21 protein-coding genes are annotated in these 15,482 nt (G+C 58.3%); 13 read left to right on the plus strand and 8 right to left on the minus strand.

The genetic code is table 11. From position 1 onward, the window contains the following. Positions 1-8 precede the first annotated feature (8 nt). On the minus strand, positions 9-506 hold the full coding sequence (locus HW561_RS10075) for a flagellar basal body-associated FliL family protein (protein ID WP_235962853.1): 498 nt from the start codon (positions 504-506) through the stop codon (positions 9-11). A gap of 119 nt (positions 507-625) precedes the next feature. Between HW561_RS10075 and fliF the strand changes: the two genes are divergently transcribed. Genes fliF through fliP form a run of 4 tightly spaced genes read left to right on the plus strand, consistent with a single transcriptional unit; the run spans position 626 to position 3,819 of the window. Beyond that, complete coding sequence (gene fliF, locus HW561_RS10080) at positions 626-2,212, plus strand: flagellar basal-body MS-ring/collar protein FliF (protein ID WP_176864268.1); 1,587 nt, start codon at positions 626-628, stop codon at positions 2,210-2,212. Beyond that, on the plus strand, positions 2,212-2,808 hold the full coding sequence (locus tag HW561_RS10085) for a FliH/SctL family protein (protein WP_176864270.1): 597 nt from the start codon (positions 2,212-2,214) through the stop codon (positions 2,806-2,808). Before fliF ends, HW561_RS10085 begins: the two co-directional genes overlap by 1 nt. Then, positions 2,801-3,088, plus strand: a complete 288-nt coding sequence (locus tag HW561_RS10090; RefSeq protein ID WP_176864272.1) for a FliM/FliN family flagellar motor switch protein — start codon at positions 2,801-2,803, stop codon at positions 3,086-3,088. The genes HW561_RS10085 and HW561_RS10090 overlap by 8 nt, the downstream gene beginning before the upstream one ends. Further along, entirely contained in the window at positions 3,085-3,819 is a 735-nt protein-coding gene (fliP, locus tag HW561_RS10095) for a flagellar type III secretion system pore protein FliP (protein ID WP_176864274.1), read from the plus strand. The genes HW561_RS10090 and fliP overlap by 4 nt, the downstream gene beginning before the upstream one ends. A gap of 114 nt (positions 3,820-3,933) precedes the next feature. Here the strand turns inward: fliP and HW561_RS10100 are convergent, their stop codons facing one another. Beyond that, positions 3,934-4,542 carry an MlaC/ttg2D family ABC transporter substrate-binding protein gene (locus HW561_RS10100; RefSeq protein ID WP_176864276.1) on the minus strand — a complete coding sequence of 203 codons (609 nt, stop codon included), beginning with the start codon at positions 4,540-4,542 and terminating at the stop codon, positions 3,934-3,936. Beyond that, a complete protein-coding gene (locus HW561_RS10105; protein WP_176864470.1) occupies positions 4,532-5,302 on the minus strand; it encodes an MlaA family lipoprotein in 771 nt (256 codons plus the stop codon). The genes HW561_RS10100 and HW561_RS10105 overlap by 11 nt, the downstream gene beginning before the upstream one ends. A gap of 338 nt (positions 5,303-5,640) precedes the next feature. Between HW561_RS10105 and HW561_RS10110 the strand changes: the two genes are divergently transcribed. From HW561_RS10110 to HW561_RS10125, 4 genes are read left to right on the plus strand one after another with little or no spacing between them, the layout of a single operon-like run. Then, positions 5,641-6,096: a RidA family protein gene (locus tag HW561_RS10110; protein ID WP_176864278.1), complete on the plus strand. Its 456-nt coding sequence runs from the start codon at positions 5,641-5,643 to the stop codon at positions 6,094-6,096. After that, positions 6,093-6,860, plus strand: a complete 768-nt coding sequence (locus HW561_RS10115) for a glycerophosphodiester phosphodiesterase family protein (RefSeq protein ID WP_176864281.1) — start codon at positions 6,093-6,095, stop codon at positions 6,858-6,860. Before HW561_RS10110 ends, HW561_RS10115 begins: the two co-directional genes overlap by 4 nt. 45 nt (positions 6,861-6,905) lie before the next feature. Further along, positions 6,906-8,093, plus strand: coding sequence for a GNAT family N-acetyltransferase (locus tag HW561_RS10120; protein ID WP_176864283.1), 1,188 nt, complete (start codon positions 6,906-6,908; stop codon positions 8,091-8,093). Then, positions 8,090-8,383, plus strand: a complete 294-nt coding sequence (locus tag HW561_RS10125; protein ID WP_176864285.1) for a 4a-hydroxytetrahydrobiopterin dehydratase — start codon at positions 8,090-8,092, stop codon at positions 8,381-8,383. Before HW561_RS10120 ends, HW561_RS10125 begins: the two co-directional genes overlap by 4 nt. Here the strand turns inward: HW561_RS10125 and HW561_RS10130 are convergent. The 4 genes from HW561_RS10130 to HW561_RS10145 all read right to left on the minus strand — a co-directional run bounded on the left by HW561_RS10130 (position 8,380) and on the right by HW561_RS10145 (position 9,903). Then, on the minus strand, positions 8,380-8,691 hold the full coding sequence (locus HW561_RS10130; RefSeq protein WP_176864287.1) for a hypothetical protein: 312 nt from the start codon (positions 8,689-8,691) through the stop codon (positions 8,380-8,382). The genes HW561_RS10125 and HW561_RS10130 overlap by 4 nt on opposite strands. Before the next feature lie 23 nt (positions 8,692-8,714). Beyond that, positions 8,715-9,059, minus strand: coding sequence for an EF-hand domain-containing protein (locus HW561_RS10135; RefSeq protein ID WP_176864289.1), 345 nt, complete (start codon positions 9,057-9,059; stop codon positions 8,715-8,717). A gap of 11 nt (positions 9,060-9,070) precedes the next feature. Next, complete coding sequence (locus HW561_RS24195; protein ID WP_176864291.1) at positions 9,071-9,316, minus strand: glycine zipper 2TM domain-containing protein; 246 nt, start codon at positions 9,314-9,316, stop codon at positions 9,071-9,073. A 101-nt stretch (positions 9,317-9,417) separates the two neighbouring features. Beyond that, positions 9,418-9,903 carry a peroxiredoxin gene (locus HW561_RS10145; RefSeq protein ID WP_176864293.1) on the minus strand — a complete coding sequence of 162 codons (486 nt, stop codon included), beginning with the start codon at positions 9,901-9,903 and terminating at the stop codon, positions 9,418-9,420. Between the two features lie 99 nt (positions 9,904-10,002). On the opposite strand from HW561_RS10145, the gene HW561_RS10150 reads away from it, so the two are divergent. The 4 genes from HW561_RS10150 to HW561_RS10165 all read left to right on the plus strand — a co-directional run bounded on the left by HW561_RS10150 (position 10,003) and on the right by HW561_RS10165 (position 12,697). Then, positions 10,003-11,214, plus strand: coding sequence for an NAD(P)/FAD-dependent oxidoreductase (locus HW561_RS10150; RefSeq protein WP_176864295.1), 1,212 nt, complete (start codon positions 10,003-10,005; stop codon positions 11,212-11,214). Continuing rightward, entirely contained in the window at positions 11,211-11,771 is a 561-nt protein-coding gene (rsmD, locus tag HW561_RS10155) for a 16S rRNA (guanine(966)-N(2))-methyltransferase RsmD (protein ID WP_176864297.1), read from the plus strand. Before HW561_RS10150 ends, rsmD begins: the two co-directional genes overlap by 4 nt. Before the next feature lie 87 nt (positions 11,772-11,858). Next, entirely contained in the window at positions 11,859-12,494 is a 636-nt protein-coding gene (locus HW561_RS10160) for an HAD family hydrolase (protein ID WP_176864298.1), read from the plus strand. A 23-nt stretch (positions 12,495-12,517) separates the two neighbouring features. Continuing rightward, complete coding sequence (locus HW561_RS10165) at positions 12,518-12,697, plus strand: hypothetical protein (protein ID WP_176864299.1); 180 nt, start codon at positions 12,518-12,520, stop codon at positions 12,695-12,697. On the opposite strand, the gene map is transcribed toward HW561_RS10165, so the two are convergent. Continuing rightward, a complete protein-coding gene (gene map, locus HW561_RS10170) occupies positions 12,685-13,497 on the minus strand; it encodes a type I methionyl aminopeptidase (protein ID WP_176864300.1) in 813 nt (270 codons plus the stop codon). The two genes, HW561_RS10165 and map, sit on opposite strands and share 13 nt — an antisense overlap. 194 nt (positions 13,498-13,691) lie before the next feature. On the opposite strand from map, the gene HW561_RS10175 reads away from it, so the two are divergent. Further along, positions 13,692-15,371, plus strand: coding sequence for a tetratricopeptide repeat-containing sulfotransferase family protein (locus HW561_RS10175; protein WP_176864301.1), 1,680 nt, complete (start codon positions 13,692-13,694; stop codon positions 15,369-15,371). Positions 15,372-15,482: the final 111 nt, after the last annotated feature.

The following is a 15,482-nucleotide window of genomic DNA, read 5'->3' on the forward strand; positions in this document are numbered from 1 at the left end:
TTCGCCTCCTAATTCAGTACAAATTCCATCACCAGAACGTCGCGCACACGGCCTTCACCGACGACAATTCCGATGCGACGCAGCAAGTGCCCCCGGATGCGCATCAAAGCCAGAGAATCCTCAAAGTCCGACACTTCGAGCGCCCGCAGGTATCCGTTCAGGACATCCATGATTCGCGGTTGCATTTTTTCCACATCAGCGATGTACGGGGTGTTAACTTCGAGCTGCGCGTGAAACTTAAGATGCCGTGAGTTACCCGAATTCACGGATACGATCACAGGTGGAAGATCGACGAATCCCACATCCGCAAGCGCCTTGGCTGGCTTATCTTTTTCCGTCTCGTAAGCTTCGGCCTTTTCCGATTTTCCACCAATGGGCAACAGCCCGGAAGAGGTCAGAAAGTAACCGCCTGCTGCCCCGGCTGCGGCCAGAATCAGCCCGATAACTATTCCTTTCTTTCCCTTTTTTTCAGAAGCTTCAGCCTGTTCAGCAGTTGCGTCGGTCATGACGTCCTCATCCATCCGTTCTGCACCCGTCATAACCCCGCAGGGACTAACCGATTGTTAAGGGCAATCGTCCAAACAAGGGGTGCGCCGGGCAGAATGTCGGCGAGTCGGAGGTGAGCGTGCAGCAGATCGGAACTGTCTGGATGAATTTGGACAGGCGTAAACAAATCATCGTTGCCGGTGCGGTCGTGCTGGTGTTTCTTGGGGTTCTTGGAATGTCGCGGCTGGTGAGCGCGCCGTCGATGACGCTGCTTTATGCGGGGCTGGAAAGCGGCGCTGCCGGGGATGTTGTCCGCTCGTTGGACCAGCGCGGCGTCGCCTATGCAATCCGTGGCGGATCGATTTACGTGTCGGGCGCCCAGCGGGACGAGCTGCGAATGACATTGGCCAGCGAAGGCCTGCCCGCAAACGGAAACCGGGGTTATGAGCTGCTGGATTCACTCAGCGGTTTCGGTACCACGTCCCAGATGTTCGACGCTGCCTATTGGCGCGCCAAAGAGGGAGAGCTGGCGCGCACCATCGTCGGTGGTCCTCATGTCAGTCAGGCGCGGGTTCATATCGCGAACGGATCCGCAAATCCGTTTCAGCGCAGTGTGGCGCCGACCGCGTCGGTCTATCTGGTACCTTCGGGAGCGGAAATCACGGGCGATCAGGCCAAGGCGATCCGGTTTCTTGTGGCCTCAGCAGTCAGCGGTCTGGCCCCCGAAAATGTGACCGTCATCGATTCCAACGGTACGGTTGTTGGAGGGCAGGACACTGCGGTGGCTGCCGATACGGCCGATGACAAATCCCGTCAATTGCGCGAGCGGGTATTGCGGCTGGTTGAGGCGCGCGTCGGCACAGGCAATGCAGTGGTTGAGGTCAGCGTCGACACGGTGACCAAGACCGAATCGATCCGCGAGCGGCGTTTTGACCCCAAAGGTCGCGTTGCGATCAGCACCGATGTTGAAGAGCGTTCAGACAGTGCCCGCAATCAGTCTTCTGATGTCACGGTTGCCTCGAATTTGCCGGATGGGGATGGCGCGGGTGGTGATGAATCGAATTCCACTGGCACTCAGACCCGCGAGCGCGTGAATTACGAAGTGTCCGAAACCGAGCTTGAGGTTCACAACGCCCCCGGAGCGATCAAGCGGTTGACGGTTGCGGTTCTGGTCAACGGGATACGTGCGGAGGATGCGGCCGGAGTTGAAACCTTCGCCCCGCTGCCACAATCGGAACTGGGCGCGTTGGAGGAGCTGGTGGCATCAGCCGTCGGGTTTGACGCGGCGCGCGGGGATGTGATTACCTTGAAATCCCTGGATTTACCCGTGGTTGAACCGCAGGGAACGCTGGCCTCGGCATCGATGTGGCAGAACATCCATCTGGATGCCATGTCACTGATTCAGATGGCTGTTCTGGGCCTTGTGTCCATGGTTCTGGCGCTGTTCGTGATCCGCCCGATCCTGATGAAACCCGCTATGGCCCCGGCGTTGCTGCCTGCGGCTGCCGGGCCCGATGCCGATGGCACTTCGGTTCTTACGGGTGAAATTGCACCCGACGCTGTGTCCGAGTTCACGTCGCTGCCAACGCAGGCTGATGTTCCGGCGCTTGGTGTGGGAACGACCGAAGATCCGGTGGATAGGCTGCGCGCGATGATTGGCGACAAGCAGGAAGAAACGGTCGAAATCCTGCGCAACTGGCTTGAAGAAGGTGAGGAGAGGGTGTGATGTCGATAGCCCATCTTCTTGAGGATTTCACGGTTCAGGTCGGTGGTGGCGCGGTCCACTTGCTGGATGAGGAAGCGCTGGAAGAACAACGCCTTGCCGCGTTCGAGCAGGGCTATGGCGCTGGATGGGACGATGCGGTGCAGGCCCAGCAACAAAGCCGGGGTCAAGTCTCGGCCGAACTGAGCAAATCGTTGGAGGACATGTCCTTCACCTATCACGAAGCAATCACCCGCATGATCCTGTCGCTTGAGCCGATGTTCCAAAGCCTGTCCCAAGCCGTTCTGCCGGACGTGATCGAGCGTGGCTTTGCCGCCTGTCTGGTCGAACAATTGTGTGACATGGCCCGCGAGCAAATCGAACAACCGATGCAGATCATGGTGCCGGAAGGGCGGTCCGAGGATGTGGAATCGCTCATTCCGTCGGACTTGTCCCCTGCTCCACGCCTGATCGAAGATCCCTCGCTTGGGCCGGGACAGGCGCGGTTGCAGGTGGGGATGTCCCGGCGCGAGGTGGATTGCAGCGCCCTGCTGACTTCGGTCGCGCGGGCATTCGACTCGTATGTGTTTGAGGCAAGAGAGGCTTTGTCGAATGAGTGACACCCAGACCCCGAAACCCGAAAAATCCAACCCTTTCGATTCCGTTCCGATTGAGGTGACCGTGTCGGTTGGCCGTGCGCGCCCATTGATCCGGGACTTGCTGAACATGGGTGAAAACGCCGTTCTGACCCTGGACAAGCGGATTGAGGACCCTGTGGATCTGTATGTTGGCGACCAGTTGGTTGCCCGCGGCCTGCTGGAAGAAATGGAAGGCGATCAGGCCGGCCAACTTGCGGTGCGCCTGACCGAGATTGCCGACCTTCAAAACGGAATTGGATGATGCGTCTTCTGACCGGGTTGATGATCGCGGCGGCTCTGATGACCCCGTCATTGGCCGCCGCGCAGGATATGACCTTGTCGCTGGGTGACGGCGGATCAATATCGGCGCGGACTATCCAGTTGATCCTGCTGATCACCGTGCTCAGCCTTGCACCGGGGTTGGCCATCATGATTACCTGTTTCCCGTTTCTGATTACCGTTCTGGCCATCTTGCGGCAAGGTATCGGGCTGCAGCAATCGCCGCCCAACATGCTGATCGTCAGTCTGGCCCTGTTTCTGACCTACTTCATCATGGAGCCGGTGTTTACCGAGGCCTGGACTGCCGGAATCCGCCCGATGGTTGAAGAAACGATGGAGGTCGAGCCGGCGTTGCAGCGCGCTCTGGAACCGTTCCGCGTTTTCATGGCTGCCCGGTTGGATGTGGATACGTTTCAGGCGATGGCAGCGTTGCGTCCCGGTGGCGACGCGATGGAATTATCGCCGCAAGCGCCTCTTTCGGTGTTGATGCCGTCCTTCATGCTATCCGAGATTGCGCGCGCCTTTCAGATCGGGTTTCTGATCTTCCTGCCGTTTCTGATCATCGATCTGGTGGTCGCGGCTGTTCTGATGTCGATGGGCATGATGATGGTGCCGCCTGCGATTGTGTCGCTGCCGTTCAAACTGGCGTTTTTTGTAATTGCCGACGGTTGGGCCCTGATCGCCAGCGCTCTGGTACGCAGCTATATGCCGTAGAGACACAGCCCGAGCGGTAGCCAAAGTCCGGGGATCGAACAGGTGTTGTTCCCCGGCTTTCAAAATCAAAACAACTTGCTTGTCGCGATGCCTGTAAACCCTGAAAGGTCCGGCTCAGCCGACCCGGCCCAGATCCTTGATCAACTGATTCAGGTTGCCCTTGCGCGCGTCCAGCATTGCCCCAATCTCGGTGCGCTCGGTCAACAGCAGGTTCACGCCTTCGATAAACATGTTGTAGAACTTGTCGCGCCCCGACTTGTCGGACACCAGAAAGGTCACTTCAAACGGCGAAGAGCCACGTAGCTTGACCGAGGTTCTGACCTCGTAACCCGCTTTGATTTTGCGCGCGTTCCGTACTTCCACCTCGCCACCGATGAATTCGCGGAAGCGACGACCATATTTGCGCGAGATATACCCCTGAAACGCTTTGGTGAACTTTTTCAGTTGCGCCGGGCTGGCCGAACGGGCGTCGGCGCCCAGAGCATACCGCGCCATGATCGGCACATCGGCATATTGAACAAAAAGCTTCTCGAAATCGCGCAACATGGCGTTTTCTGATTTCCCAGAATCGATCACACGATTGATTTCGGTAACCACGCTGTTGACCAGCGCTTTGGCACTTGCCTCAGTTTGGGCAAAAACAGATACGGGCAGGGTGGTCAGAGCCAATCCCGCCAGGCCAGAGGCGATAAGATGACGACGGTTCAACGCGTTATTCAGCATATGGGTCCTCGTACGGGTCTAGATAGGGGTCCCTGACAGGGTCGGTCCCGATTTCGGCGTAGGGATCGGTATACAAGCCCAGATAGGCGTCCTCATCATCCCGTGCCAGTTCAAAGCGGCGGTTTTGCAGAAAGATCAACCGTGCCTGCGCATAGCTGTCGGCGCTGTCATACAGGATCGAATCGACGGTGTCCGAGAACCGTCCCCGATCCCCCATCCGCCGCACGACCTCGGCATAGACACCGATATTGTCGACTGGGCGAACCGGCGTAAAGTTGATCGGATTCGAGAACAGATTCACGACAACCCCCACCGCATCTCGCGTGGTCGATGGACCGTAGAGCGGCAGTTCGACATAGGCGCCTTCGCCAAAGCCCCAGACATGCAGGGTCTCGCCAAAATCGGTATCCACTGGGGGCAGGTTCAGCTCGTCAGCGGGGGATGACAGACCTGCTCCGCCGACGGTCATGTTGATAACGAAGCGCAGCAGCGCATTGCCCATCTGTTTTGGATTGCCCTGCAACAGGTAATCAACGGCCTGACCGGGCAGTGAGATATTCTCGGCGAAATTGTTGAAGCTGGTCACCATCGGGTCGGGTACGATCTTGACGTACCCTTTCGAGGCCGGGCGGAACAGGAACCGGTCAACGCCCAGATTGAATTTGTGGATCGAACGGTTGGTTCCCTCGTACGGATCAAAGGTTTCGCCACGGGCGGCCTGATCAGCAGGTTGACTGGCGCAAGCCGTCAAAACGGTCATCAACGATAGAACAACAAGGTGTTTCAGAGGAAGTCTGCTCAACACGGTCTTTGCTACTCCAAAAGTTGCCTGGCACCTGTATCGCCCGGCTTTCAATCAATACTGTTGTGCTGACGCGGCACAAGTCGTTGTCACATAGATGTTTCCGGTCTCAAATGAAACACCCTGCGTTTAACCCGTCTGCCGGGTTGGGGTAAAGTGACACTGTATCAACACTTCGGAATAAGAGAAGTTACGCCCAGATCACGGGCAATTCAAAAAATGCAGGTTTCGTGCTTTTCCAAGCGCGGCTTCCCGGTTAGCGTCCGCCCGAGTCAATTGAAGGTGAGGACAAACACATGAGCATCGCAGCAAAACTGGCAAGCCTGGGGGTTACCCTGTCGGACGCACCTGCACCGGCGGCCAACTATGTACCTTTCGTGCGCGTGGGCAACATCATTTACGTTTCGGGCCAGATTTCCAAGACCGATGATCTGATCACCGGCAAGCTGGGCGACGACATGGATGTCGACGTAGGCGCGGCGGCGGCCAAGGTGTGCGCCATCAACTTGCTGGCACAGGTCAAGGCGGCCTGCGGCGGCGACATTGAAAAGCTGGTGCGCGTGATCAAACTGACCGGTTTCGTGAACTCGACCGCAGATTTCACGGCGCAACCGCAGGTGATCAACGGCGCGTCCGATTTCCTGGTCGAAGCGCTGGGCGAGGCAGGTCGTCATTCCCGCTCGGCCGTCAGCGCCGCATCGCTGCCACTGGGTGTGGCCGTCGAAATCGAAGGCATCTTCGAAGTTCAATGACGCCATCCCTGCCAGCAGAATTCCTGCAGGTTCCGATTGCACATCGGGCACTGCACGATATCTCGGGCAGCCGCCCGGAAAACAGCCGGGCGGCCATTCGCGCAGCGATCGAGGCTGGGTACGGGATCGAGATTGATCTGCAACTGACCTCGGACCAGCGCGCCATGGTGTTTCATGACTATGACATGACCCGCCTCACCGGACAGCCCGGCCCGATACGGCAAATCACCGCCGCACAGGCCTCGGACACTGCGTTGTTGTACGCCGAGGACGGGATTCCAATGCTGGACGAAGTGCTGGATCTGGTCGCCGGTCAAGTGCCGCTGCTGATCGAATTCAAGGATCAGGACGGGGCCATGGGCACGGATGTCGGAGCATTGGAACAAGACGCCGTGCGCGCGCTACAAGGCTACGATGGCCCGCTGGCCCTGATGTCTTTCAATCCCAACAGTGTGGCCGAACTGGCCCGTTTGGCACCGCATCTGCCGCGCGGTCTGGTGACCAGTTCATTTGACAGCAAAAATTGGCTTCTGCCGGGCGATGTTCGTGACCACTTGCGCGATATACCCGATTTCGACCGGGTCGGTGCCAGTTTCATCAGTCACGAGGTTCATGACCTGGACCGTCCGCGCGTGGCCGAACTGAAGGCGCGCGGTGTGCCGGTCCTGTGTTGGACCGTCCGATCGCCCGAACAAGAGGCAAAGGCGCGCGAGGTTGCCGACAATGTGACCTTCGAAGGGTATCTGGCGGCGCATGCGGCTTGATCCTGCTGCGCCCCGTCACAAATAATGTCCAGACCCGGAGGGTATATGGATCAGGCGCAAATCGAGGTTCGGGTTCTAAGCTCACTGTCGCAGATTTCTGCAACAGAGTGGGACAGTTGCGCCTGCCCCGAGGCTGCAGATGGCGGCCGGCCCCTTGATCCATTCACCACCCACAGGTTCCTGCTGGCCCTGGAACAAAGCGGCTCGGTCGGGCGCGGCACCGGTTGGCAGCCGCAATACCTGACCGCTTATCTGGACGGGATGTTGATTTCTGCGGCGCCGATGTACGCCAAATCACACAGCCAGGGCGAATACATCTTCGACCACAGCTGGGCCCATGCCTATGAAAGCGCCGGCGGGCGGTATTACCCCAAACTACAAATCGCGGTGCCTTTCACCCCGGCGACTGGCCGGCGGTTTCTGGTGCGGCCGGGATATGAGGGCATCGGCATGTCGGCGCTGGTGCAGGGCGCGGTGCAACTTGCCGCAGATAATCGCGTGTCGTCCCTGCACGCGACATTTTGTACCGCGGACGAAGCGTTGGCAGGCGAGCAGATGGGCCTGATGCTGCGCAGCTCACAGCAGTTTCACTGGCTCAATGACGACTACGCTGACTTTGACACCTTCCTTGCCGTACTTTCGTCGCGTAAGCGCAAGAATATCCGCAAAGAGCGCGCGCAAGCCTGCGACTTTGGCGGTGAGATTCGAACTCTGACAGGGCCCGAGTTACGGTCCGAGCATTGGGACGCGTTCTGGCGCTTTTATCAGGACACAGGTGACCGCAAGTGGGGCGCGCCATATCTGACGCGGCAATTCTTTGATATCGCACAGGAAACCATGGCCGACGATATGGCCTTGGTTCTGGCCGAGCGCAATGGGTATCCCATTGCCGGGGCGCTCAACTTTATCGGGCGCGAGACGCTGTATGGCCGCTATTGGGGCTGCGTTGAACATCATGCCTGCCTGCATTTCGAACTGTGCTATTATAGGGCGATTGATTTTGCCATTGCCCATGGCCTCGCCCGCGTCGAGGCTGGCGCACAGGGCGAACACAAGCTGGCGCGCGGTTATCTGCCAACGCACACGCATAGCTTGCATTGGATCGGAGATCCGGGATTTGCCGATGCGGTCAAAAAATTTCTGGACGCCGAGGGCCGCGCAGTGGGAGAAGAGATCGAGATTCTGACGGACTATGGTCCGTTTAGAAAATCGAACCCGGAGGAACAGCAATGACCGAACTTTTGTCGACCGAGACCCGTGGCCCTCTATTGGACCCGCTGTTCAACAACGGCTGGACCATGGTCAAAGACCGGGATGCGATCACCAAGACCTTCATTTTCAGCAATTTCGTTGCCGCGTTCGGCTGGATGACCCAAGTGGCGATCTGGGCCGAGAAATGGAACCATCACCCCGAATGGTCGAATGTCTACCGTACCGTCGAGGTTGTATTGTCCACCCATGACGTGGGCGGCTTGTCGGCGCTGGACGCAAAGCTGGCGCGCAAGATGGACAGTCTGTGTTAACCTCTGTCGCCGCGTGACCCCATGCCACCGGCCAGCGATGCGGTAACACCCAACTGCTCGAACTCGGCAGGTGTTACCGCGCCATCGCTGACATCGATGTTTCTGGGAATGCCCGTTGTCCGATTACCGATCTGCCGGACGCTGCGCGCATCCGGGTCAATATCCAGACACCGCGTGTTGTAACAGGTCAAACCGCTGGTATTGATCCGGATGCGCGCCTGTCCGTCCGGGCCGGTGACCACAGGGGCCTGAGGCACGTCACATGCCGCCAGCAGTGCCAGCGCGCCCAAACCAATCCATTTGCGCATCCCATGCTCCTTTTGGAAAAAGGCTAGTCCAGTTGGCCGTTGCCGTCCTGATCAGCCTCAGTGAAATCACTTTCCATCTGCGCGTTGTATTCGGCTTTGGAAACAAGACTATCGCCATTGCTATCAACGTCTTGGAATTGCTTGATATCCAGAAATGGCTTGGCTTCGTTCAGACCCAGCGTGCCGTTCTTGTCCTCATCCATCTCCTGAAAGGCGTAATCGGAAAAGGCGTTGAATTCGTCCTTGGACAAAAAGCCATCATTATTTGCGTCGATGGCATTCAGCTCTTTTTCATGCAGTTCGGCCACGGTTTCCGCGTTGGCGACAGGGGCCAATGCTAGGGCCGCAACAACAAGTACATATTTCATTCCGACTCTCCTCAGCATGCGTATCTCTGACCTTCAAAACCACCGGCAGCTGCGCCTGCGGCCGTCAGGATCGATTTACCCGATCCGCCACCGAACTGGTTGCCTATGGCGCCACCAATCAATGCACCGCCCAATGTTCCGCTGAGGCATGCGATTTCATGTTGCCGTGCAGCCTGCTGTTGTGGCGTCGGGGCCGGACCGCAGGCAGCCAAAAGGCCCGCGCTGACCACGACAAACGAAAATGCCTTTAGTTTCATAAATGAACTCCCAGTTGTATGCGCCAAGTATTCGCACATCAGGGCGTTGTATCAAGTTAAATACAGTTAACGGGCCCCGACACAGCCGGGGCCAGCAGGGCTCAGATGACGTCCAGCAGGCCTTCACCAGCCGAGATTTCGCAGGCACTTGGGTTTTCCTCAAGGTTCAATGCGGTGACCTTACCGTCCTCGACCAGCATCGCATATCGTTTGGACCGCGCGATCAGACCGGCGGGCGGGGCGTCGAAATCCATGCCGATGGCTTTGGTGAACTCGGACGCGGCATCCGCCAGCATGGTCAATCCGGCCGCAGTTGCACCTGTGGCTTCGCCCCAGGCATTCATGACGAATGGATCGTTGACCGATATGCAGATGATCTCATCCACGCCCTTGGTGTCGAACTGGTCCTTGGTGCGCATGAAGCTGGGCACATGGGCCGAATGGCAGGTCGGTGTGAATGCGCCGGGCACTGCAAAAATCACCACTTTGCGGCCTTTGGTCTTGTCTGAAACCCGAACCTCTTTGGGGCCATCCGCGCCCAATTGGGTCAGGGTTGCTTCGGGCAGTGTGTCACCTGTTGAAATCATTTTTATGCTCCTGTCGATTGGATTTGCAGAGTCAGTCCCAGCCGCAATATAGGTGGACAAGTGGAAGTAACCACGGGAATTCGACAGGGTGGGAGGAACATGAGCCATATTGTCGTGATTGGTGCCGGGCAAGCGGGCGCCTCGCTTGTTGCCAGACTGCGCAAAGACGGGTTCGAAGGCGATATCACCCTGATAGGGGCTGAACCGCATCTGCCCTATCAGCGCCCGCCCTTGTCCAAGGCATACCTGCTGGGCGAGATGGAGCTGGAGCGGCTGTTCCTGCGCCCTGAAAGTTTTTACACCGACAACAACGTCTCCCTGCGACTGGGCCAGCGCGTGACCGGTATCGATCCGCAGGCGAAAACGGTCACTGTGGGGGATGAGGTGATCTCATACGACGAACTGGCCCTGACCACCGGCTCTGACCCGCGGCGTCTGCCGGCTGCGATCGGTGGTGATCTGGATGGTGTCCATGTGGTGCGAGATCTGGCGCATGTGGACGATATGGGCCCCTACGTGGCCGAAGGCGCTCGCGCTCTGATCGTTGGCGGCGGCTATATCGGGCTTGAGGCGGCGGCGGTCTGCGCCAAGCGTGGGGTCAAGGTGACGCTGGTCGAAATGGCCGACCGCATCCTGCAACGGGTCGCCGCCCCCGAGACCAGCGACTATTTCCGCACCCTGCACAGCGAATACGGCGCCGACATCCGCGAAGGTGTTGGGCTGGACCGTCTGGTGGGCGACAATGGCAAAGTCACCGGAGCGGTTCTGACCGACGGTTCACAGCTGGATGTCGATTTTGTCGTGGTTGGTGTGGGTATTGCGCCCTCGACCAAATTGGCCGAGATGGCGGGGCTGGAGCTGGACAACGGCATCAAAACCGATGCGCATGGCCGCACGTCCGATCCGTCGATCTGGGCGGCGGGCGATTGCGCGTCCTTCCCGCATGCAGGTGCGCGTATCCGGTTGGAAAGCGTACCCAACGCCATCGATCAGTCCGAGGTCGTGGCCCAGAACATGCTGGGAGCCGCCAAGGACTACGTCGCAACGCCGTGGTTCTGGTCGGATCAGTATGACGTCAAATTGCAGATTGCGGGCCTGAATACCGGATATGACCGGGTTGTGACGCGCAAGGGCGAGGGGCAGACCGTGTCCTTCTGGTACTATAAGGGCGACAGGTTGATCGCAGTGGACGCGATGAACGATCCGCGCGCCTATATGGTCGGAAAACGTCTGATCGAAGCGGGCAAGACCGCTGATCCGGTGGTTGTTGCCGACCCGGATGCGGATCTGAAGCCGCTGCTCAAAGCGTGAGGGTCATTGCCGGAGACTTCCGGGGCCGCGCCTTGGCCTCGGTTGGCAAAGGGGATGCGGGCGCCCATCTGCGCCCCACCACCGACCGCGTGCGTGAAAGCCTGTTCAACGTGCTGAGCCATCAGATCGACTTTGACGGGCTACGCGTGCTGGACCTGTTTGCTGGAACTGGCGCGTTGGGGCTCGAAGCACTGTCGCGCGGCGCCGATCATGTGGCATTTGTCGATGACGGGCGCGTTGCGCAGGGTCTAATCCGCAAGAATATCGATCTGACCCGCAGCAGTGATCGAACAGACCTTGTCCGACGTGATGCGACAAAGCTGGGCGGCAATCCTGGCGCTGCCTATGACCTGATCTTCCTTGATCCACCCTATAGCAAGGCGCTGGGCGAGAAAGCGGTCGAAGCGGCAGTTGCCGGAGCTTGGATCGGCGACGATGCTTTGCTGGTCTGGGAAGAAAGCGCCCCGATGGCTGCACCTGGCGGGTTCAGGTTGCACGATACCCGGAAGTACGGCGATACGCATATCTCCTTGATGTGGCGGGATGTTTCAGACTGAAACTGTCCGGGCACAAATGCGCTGATCACCGATTTGCACCAAAGCGCTGTCTTCGCTACGCCGGGCTGTAACCAAGCGGAGATCCACATGCATGATCTGGTCATTTTCGATTGCGACGGCGTTCTGGTCGATAGCGAATTTATCTCCAATCAGGCTTTGGCTGACAGTCTCGCCCGATATGGTCTGCACATGACTGCGACCGAGTGCATATCCATTTTCATGGGGCTCACGACGGAAGATTGCGCAAAGAAAGCTCAGGAAATGGGGGTGTCGCTGCCAATTGGCTGGGTTGATCAGGTCGAAGCTGAAACAGATGACCGTTTGCGTGCCGGGGTTCCGGTGATCGCAGGTGTTCCAAAGCTGTTGGCCTGTCTTGACGCCATCGGGCTTCCCTATTGCGTTGCGTCCAATGGCACGCCCGCCAAGATGAAAATCACGCTGGGCCAGAATGGTCTGTGGGACCGATTTGAGCCCGCGATGTTTTCGGCCTATGCACTGGGGGTTGCCAAGCCGGATCCGGCTCTGTTTCAGGCTGCGGCGCAACATTTCGGTGCTACGAACCCGGTCGTCATTGAAGACAGCCTCAGCGGGGTGACCGCGGCCATGCGTGCCAATATGCGCTGTTTGGCCTATGCTCCGCATGGGGGCGGCGAAAAATTGACCGATCTTGGGGCCGAGTTGTTCACCGACATGGCCGAGTTACCAAGGCTTTTGGGAATCTGATCCGGGCATGTTACGATCGGTCTATGGATCGCGCCATTGCCCCTCCGATCTGGGCGCTTGCCCAGGATGCCGACACAACCACCGGCCCGCCGCCCAAGCCAATGCGCGCGCCCGTGTTCATCCACGACGCCGTCACGCCGTGGGGGCAAGAGACAATGCTACTTAAACTCTGGCGTGAACAGGCCGTTGATCAGGACGAATAGGTCGGGTGATACTTTCCGCCCGGTGACAGGGTAAAGATCTCGACCCCATCCGCCGTTACACCGACCGAATGCTCAAACTGCGCCGACAGGGATTTGTCGCGGGTTACGGCGGTCCAGTCATCGGCCAGTGTCTTGGTCTCGGGGCGGCCCAGATTCACCATCGGCTCGATGGTGAAGAACATGCCCTCTTCCAGCACCGCACCAGTACCCGGACGCCCGTAATGCAGAACATTCGGCGGCGCGTGGAACACCCGTCCCAGACCGTGGCCACAGAAATCGCGCACGACGCTCATCCGGTGGGCCTCGACATAGGTTTGAATGGCATGACCGATATCGCCGAACGTGTTGCCCGGCTTGACCATCTCGATACCCTTGAACAAGGCGTCGTGGGTGACCTGAATCAAACGTTCGGCCTTGCGCGGTAACTTGCCTGCGACGTACATGCGCGAAGTATCGCCGAACCAGCCATCAACAATGACGGTGACGTCGATGTTCAGGATATCGCCATCCTTCAGCTTCTTGTCGCCGGGAATCCCGTGGCAGACCACGTGATTGACGCTGATACAGCTGGCGTGCTGATAGCCTTTGTAGCCAATTGTCGCCGACGTCGCGCCCGCATCTTCGACCATCTGGGTGATCAGGCGATCGATCTCGCCGGTGGTCTGGCCGGTAAATACGTGCTCTGCGATCTCGTCAAGAATCCGCGCAGCCAGCGCCCCTGCCGAATGCATTCCGGCAAAGTCACCCTGTTCATAGATGCGGATACCGTCCTTGGTCAGACGGCCACGATGTTCTTTCATCGACGCTAGGCTCCAAATGTTTCGCGCAGCATTCCTTTTACGCTGCTTGTGCAGAAAGTACCAGAGGGCGCGCGGACGCAATGTCAAGACCACGGCCACCACAATACCTCATCTCCGGTGGACCCCCGGGAAACAATGAACTAGCACAGGGCAAACTTTACTCGGTTGCGCAAAACAGAAAAAGGGCGGGACATATGCAAAAAGCTGACCAGCTTAAGGCCGAGATCTCCAGCATTGGCGACTTGCTTAAAACCGGTCGGCTGGACCGGGCTTTCAAACGGGCAACCAAGGCCGCCAAAAAGTGGCCAAAAGCAGCGGCCTTTCCAAGGCTGGCCGGATTGTGCGCTATCCAACAGCAAAAATTCAAACTGGCCCAAACCTATTTCGAGCGCGCCTGGCGCTTGGACCCCGGTAGTGCGGAGTTGATTCAGAACTACGGGCTGAGTTTGGTGCAGGGCGGAGAAGCAGACACCGCATTGCGTTTCATTGACAAGATCGGTGCCCGGGGTCCGTTGGCACCAGCCCAGCAATTCATTCGCGCAATGGCATTGTTGCGCGAACATCAGGAAGAAGAAGCCCTTGCCGCGATTGAGCAGGTCATCGAGCATCAGCCCGGGAATTTGCAGGCCTATTGCCTGAAAGCGGATATTCTGGATGAGTTGCGCCAGTGGGAACGTGCGCTCGAGGTACTGGCGGCGGTCGTCGAACAACACCCAAAATTCCACTATGGCCAAGTGCGTCTGGCCAAGGCGCAAGCCGGGGTAGGGCGGTTGGATGACGCGTTGAAACATGTGCGTAGCGCGCTTGCGCTGGTGCCGGGTCATCCTGAAACGCTTCGGTTCATGGTCACGCTGCCAAACCTGTCGCAGGATGATCTGTCAGCGCTGCGGACCCAGATATCAGACTCTCTTGACGGTCAGCCGAAAGCCAACCGGGAAGAAGCTGCATTGATTCAATTCGCGGCGGCTAATCTGGCGCGCCGGGACAAAGACACGACGCGAGAGATGCACCACTTGGGTGAGGCCCACAAACTGTTGCGTGATGGTTTGCAGACGTGGGAAGACCGCAGAGAACAAGACTGCCGTAAACGTCTGGACGCCCCTGTGCCCATTGCGTCACCCGAGCCACGGTCGGACATTCCTCGCCCGATTTTTGTAGTTGGCCTTCCCAGATCCGGCACAACGCTGGTCGAGCGTATTCTGTCCGCGCATTCCAGGGTTCAGGGATTAGGAGAGCTTGCCAGCGTTCAGTACTGGGCCAGAAAAGCCGAAGCTCAGCCATCGAAAGGACAAGAGGTCCCAAAACTGGCGGATTATTATGTCGAATGCCTGCCGGACCTTACCGAAGACGCCGCAGCCTTCGTGGACAAGGCGCCGGGAAACTATGCCTATCTCGGGGCGATTGCACAGGCATTTCCCAACGCTTTGATCCTGAATGTGCAGCGGGATCCAAGGGACGTCGCCTTGTCGATGTGGCGCGAGTATTTTGGCGCAAGAGGGTTGTCATTTACGCATGATCTCAAATGGATGGCAGCCGAGGCAAACCGGTATCGCCGTTACATGCTGCATTGGCAGACCATGCTGCCGGGCCGAATCCATGACATTCGATATGAATATCTGGTCAACAACCTGCAAGACGCCGTTCAGGATCTCGCGCGGGTCTGCGATCTGCAATTCGAAGACAGTATGCTGTCGCCGCAAAGCTCCTCGGATGCCGTCAAGACCGCCAGCAGCTTGCAGGTCCGACGGCCGGTGAACGCGGCATCGGTTGGGCGCTGGCGTATTGCGGCGGACCAATTGGCACCGTTTGTTCAGGGTTTGGATGCAGATCTGTGGCCAGAGGTAAAGGAAGAGGCAGGTGACCTGCGCCAGTAAAGATGGCGGAGTGTCGTCAACGAAACCAGCATCCGCCTGCGTTATGAACGTCAAAAGCAGGCCCTAAAAACCGATGCCGTTTTATTGATTTGATAATCTGTCTGCGATGCA

It is taken from the genome of Ruegeria haliotis (assembly GCF_013377785.1).
Taxonomy (GTDB): domain Bacteria; phylum Pseudomonadota; class Alphaproteobacteria; order Rhodobacterales; family Rhodobacteraceae; genus Ruegeria; species Ruegeria haliotis.

Coding starts and splice junctions, on each gene's coding strand:
- HW561_RS10075 (WP_235962853.1), bottom strand. CDS start 506: ATGACCGACGCAACTGCTGAACAGGCTGAAGCTTCTGAAAAAAAGGGA.
- HW561_RS10085 (WP_176864270.1), top strand. CDS start 2,212: ATGTCGATAGCCCATCTTCTTGAGGATTTCACGGTTCAGGTCGGTGGT.
- HW561_RS10090 (WP_176864272.1), top strand. CDS start 2,801: ATGAGTGACACCCAGACCCCGAAACCCGAAAAATCCAACCCTTTCGAT.
- fliP (WP_176864274.1), top strand. CDS start 3,085: ATGATGCGTCTTCTGACCGGGTTGATGATCGCGGCGGCTCTGATGACC.
- HW561_RS10100 (WP_176864276.1), bottom strand. CDS start 4,542: ATGCTGAATAACGCGTTGAACCGTCGTCATCTTATCGCCTCTGGCCTG.
- HW561_RS10105 (WP_176864470.1), bottom strand. CDS start 5,302: ATGACCGTTTTGACGGCTTGCGCCAGTCAACCTGCTGATCAGGCCGCC.
- HW561_RS10110 (WP_176864278.1), top strand. CDS start 5,641: ATGAGCATCGCAGCAAAACTGGCAAGCCTGGGGGTTACCCTGTCGGAC.
- HW561_RS10115 (WP_176864281.1), top strand. CDS start 6,093: ATGACGCCATCCCTGCCAGCAGAATTCCTGCAGGTTCCGATTGCACAT.
- HW561_RS10120 (WP_176864283.1), top strand. CDS start 6,906: ATGGATCAGGCGCAAATCGAGGTTCGGGTTCTAAGCTCACTGTCGCAG.
- HW561_RS10125 (WP_176864285.1), top strand. CDS start 8,090: ATGACCGAACTTTTGTCGACCGAGACCCGTGGCCCTCTATTGGACCCG.
- HW561_RS10130 (WP_176864287.1), bottom strand. CDS start 8,691: ATGCGCAAATGGATTGGTTTGGGCGCGCTGGCACTGCTGGCGGCATGT.
- HW561_RS10135 (WP_176864289.1), bottom strand. CDS start 9,059: ATGAAATATGTACTTGTTGTTGCGGCCCTAGCATTGGCCCCTGTCGCC.
- HW561_RS24195 (WP_176864291.1), bottom strand. CDS start 9,316: ATGAAACTAAAGGCATTTTCGTTTGTCGTGGTCAGCGCGGGCCTTTTG.
- HW561_RS10145 (WP_176864293.1), bottom strand. CDS start 9,903: ATGATTTCAACAGGTGACACACTGCCCGAAGCAACCCTGACCCAATTG.
- HW561_RS10150 (WP_176864295.1), top strand. CDS start 10,003: ATGAGCCATATTGTCGTGATTGGTGCCGGGCAAGCGGGCGCCTCGCTT.
- HW561_RS10160 (WP_176864298.1), top strand. CDS start 11,859: ATGCATGATCTGGTCATTTTCGATTGCGACGGCGTTCTGGTCGATAGC.
- HW561_RS10165 (WP_176864299.1), top strand. CDS start 12,518: ATGGATCGCGCCATTGCCCCTCCGATCTGGGCGCTTGCCCAGGATGCC.
- map (WP_176864300.1), bottom strand. CDS start 13,497: ATGAAAGAACATCGTGGCCGTCTGACCAAGGACGGTATCCGCATCTAT.
- HW561_RS10175 (WP_176864301.1), top strand. CDS start 13,692: ATGCAAAAAGCTGACCAGCTTAAGGCCGAGATCTCCAGCATTGGCGAC.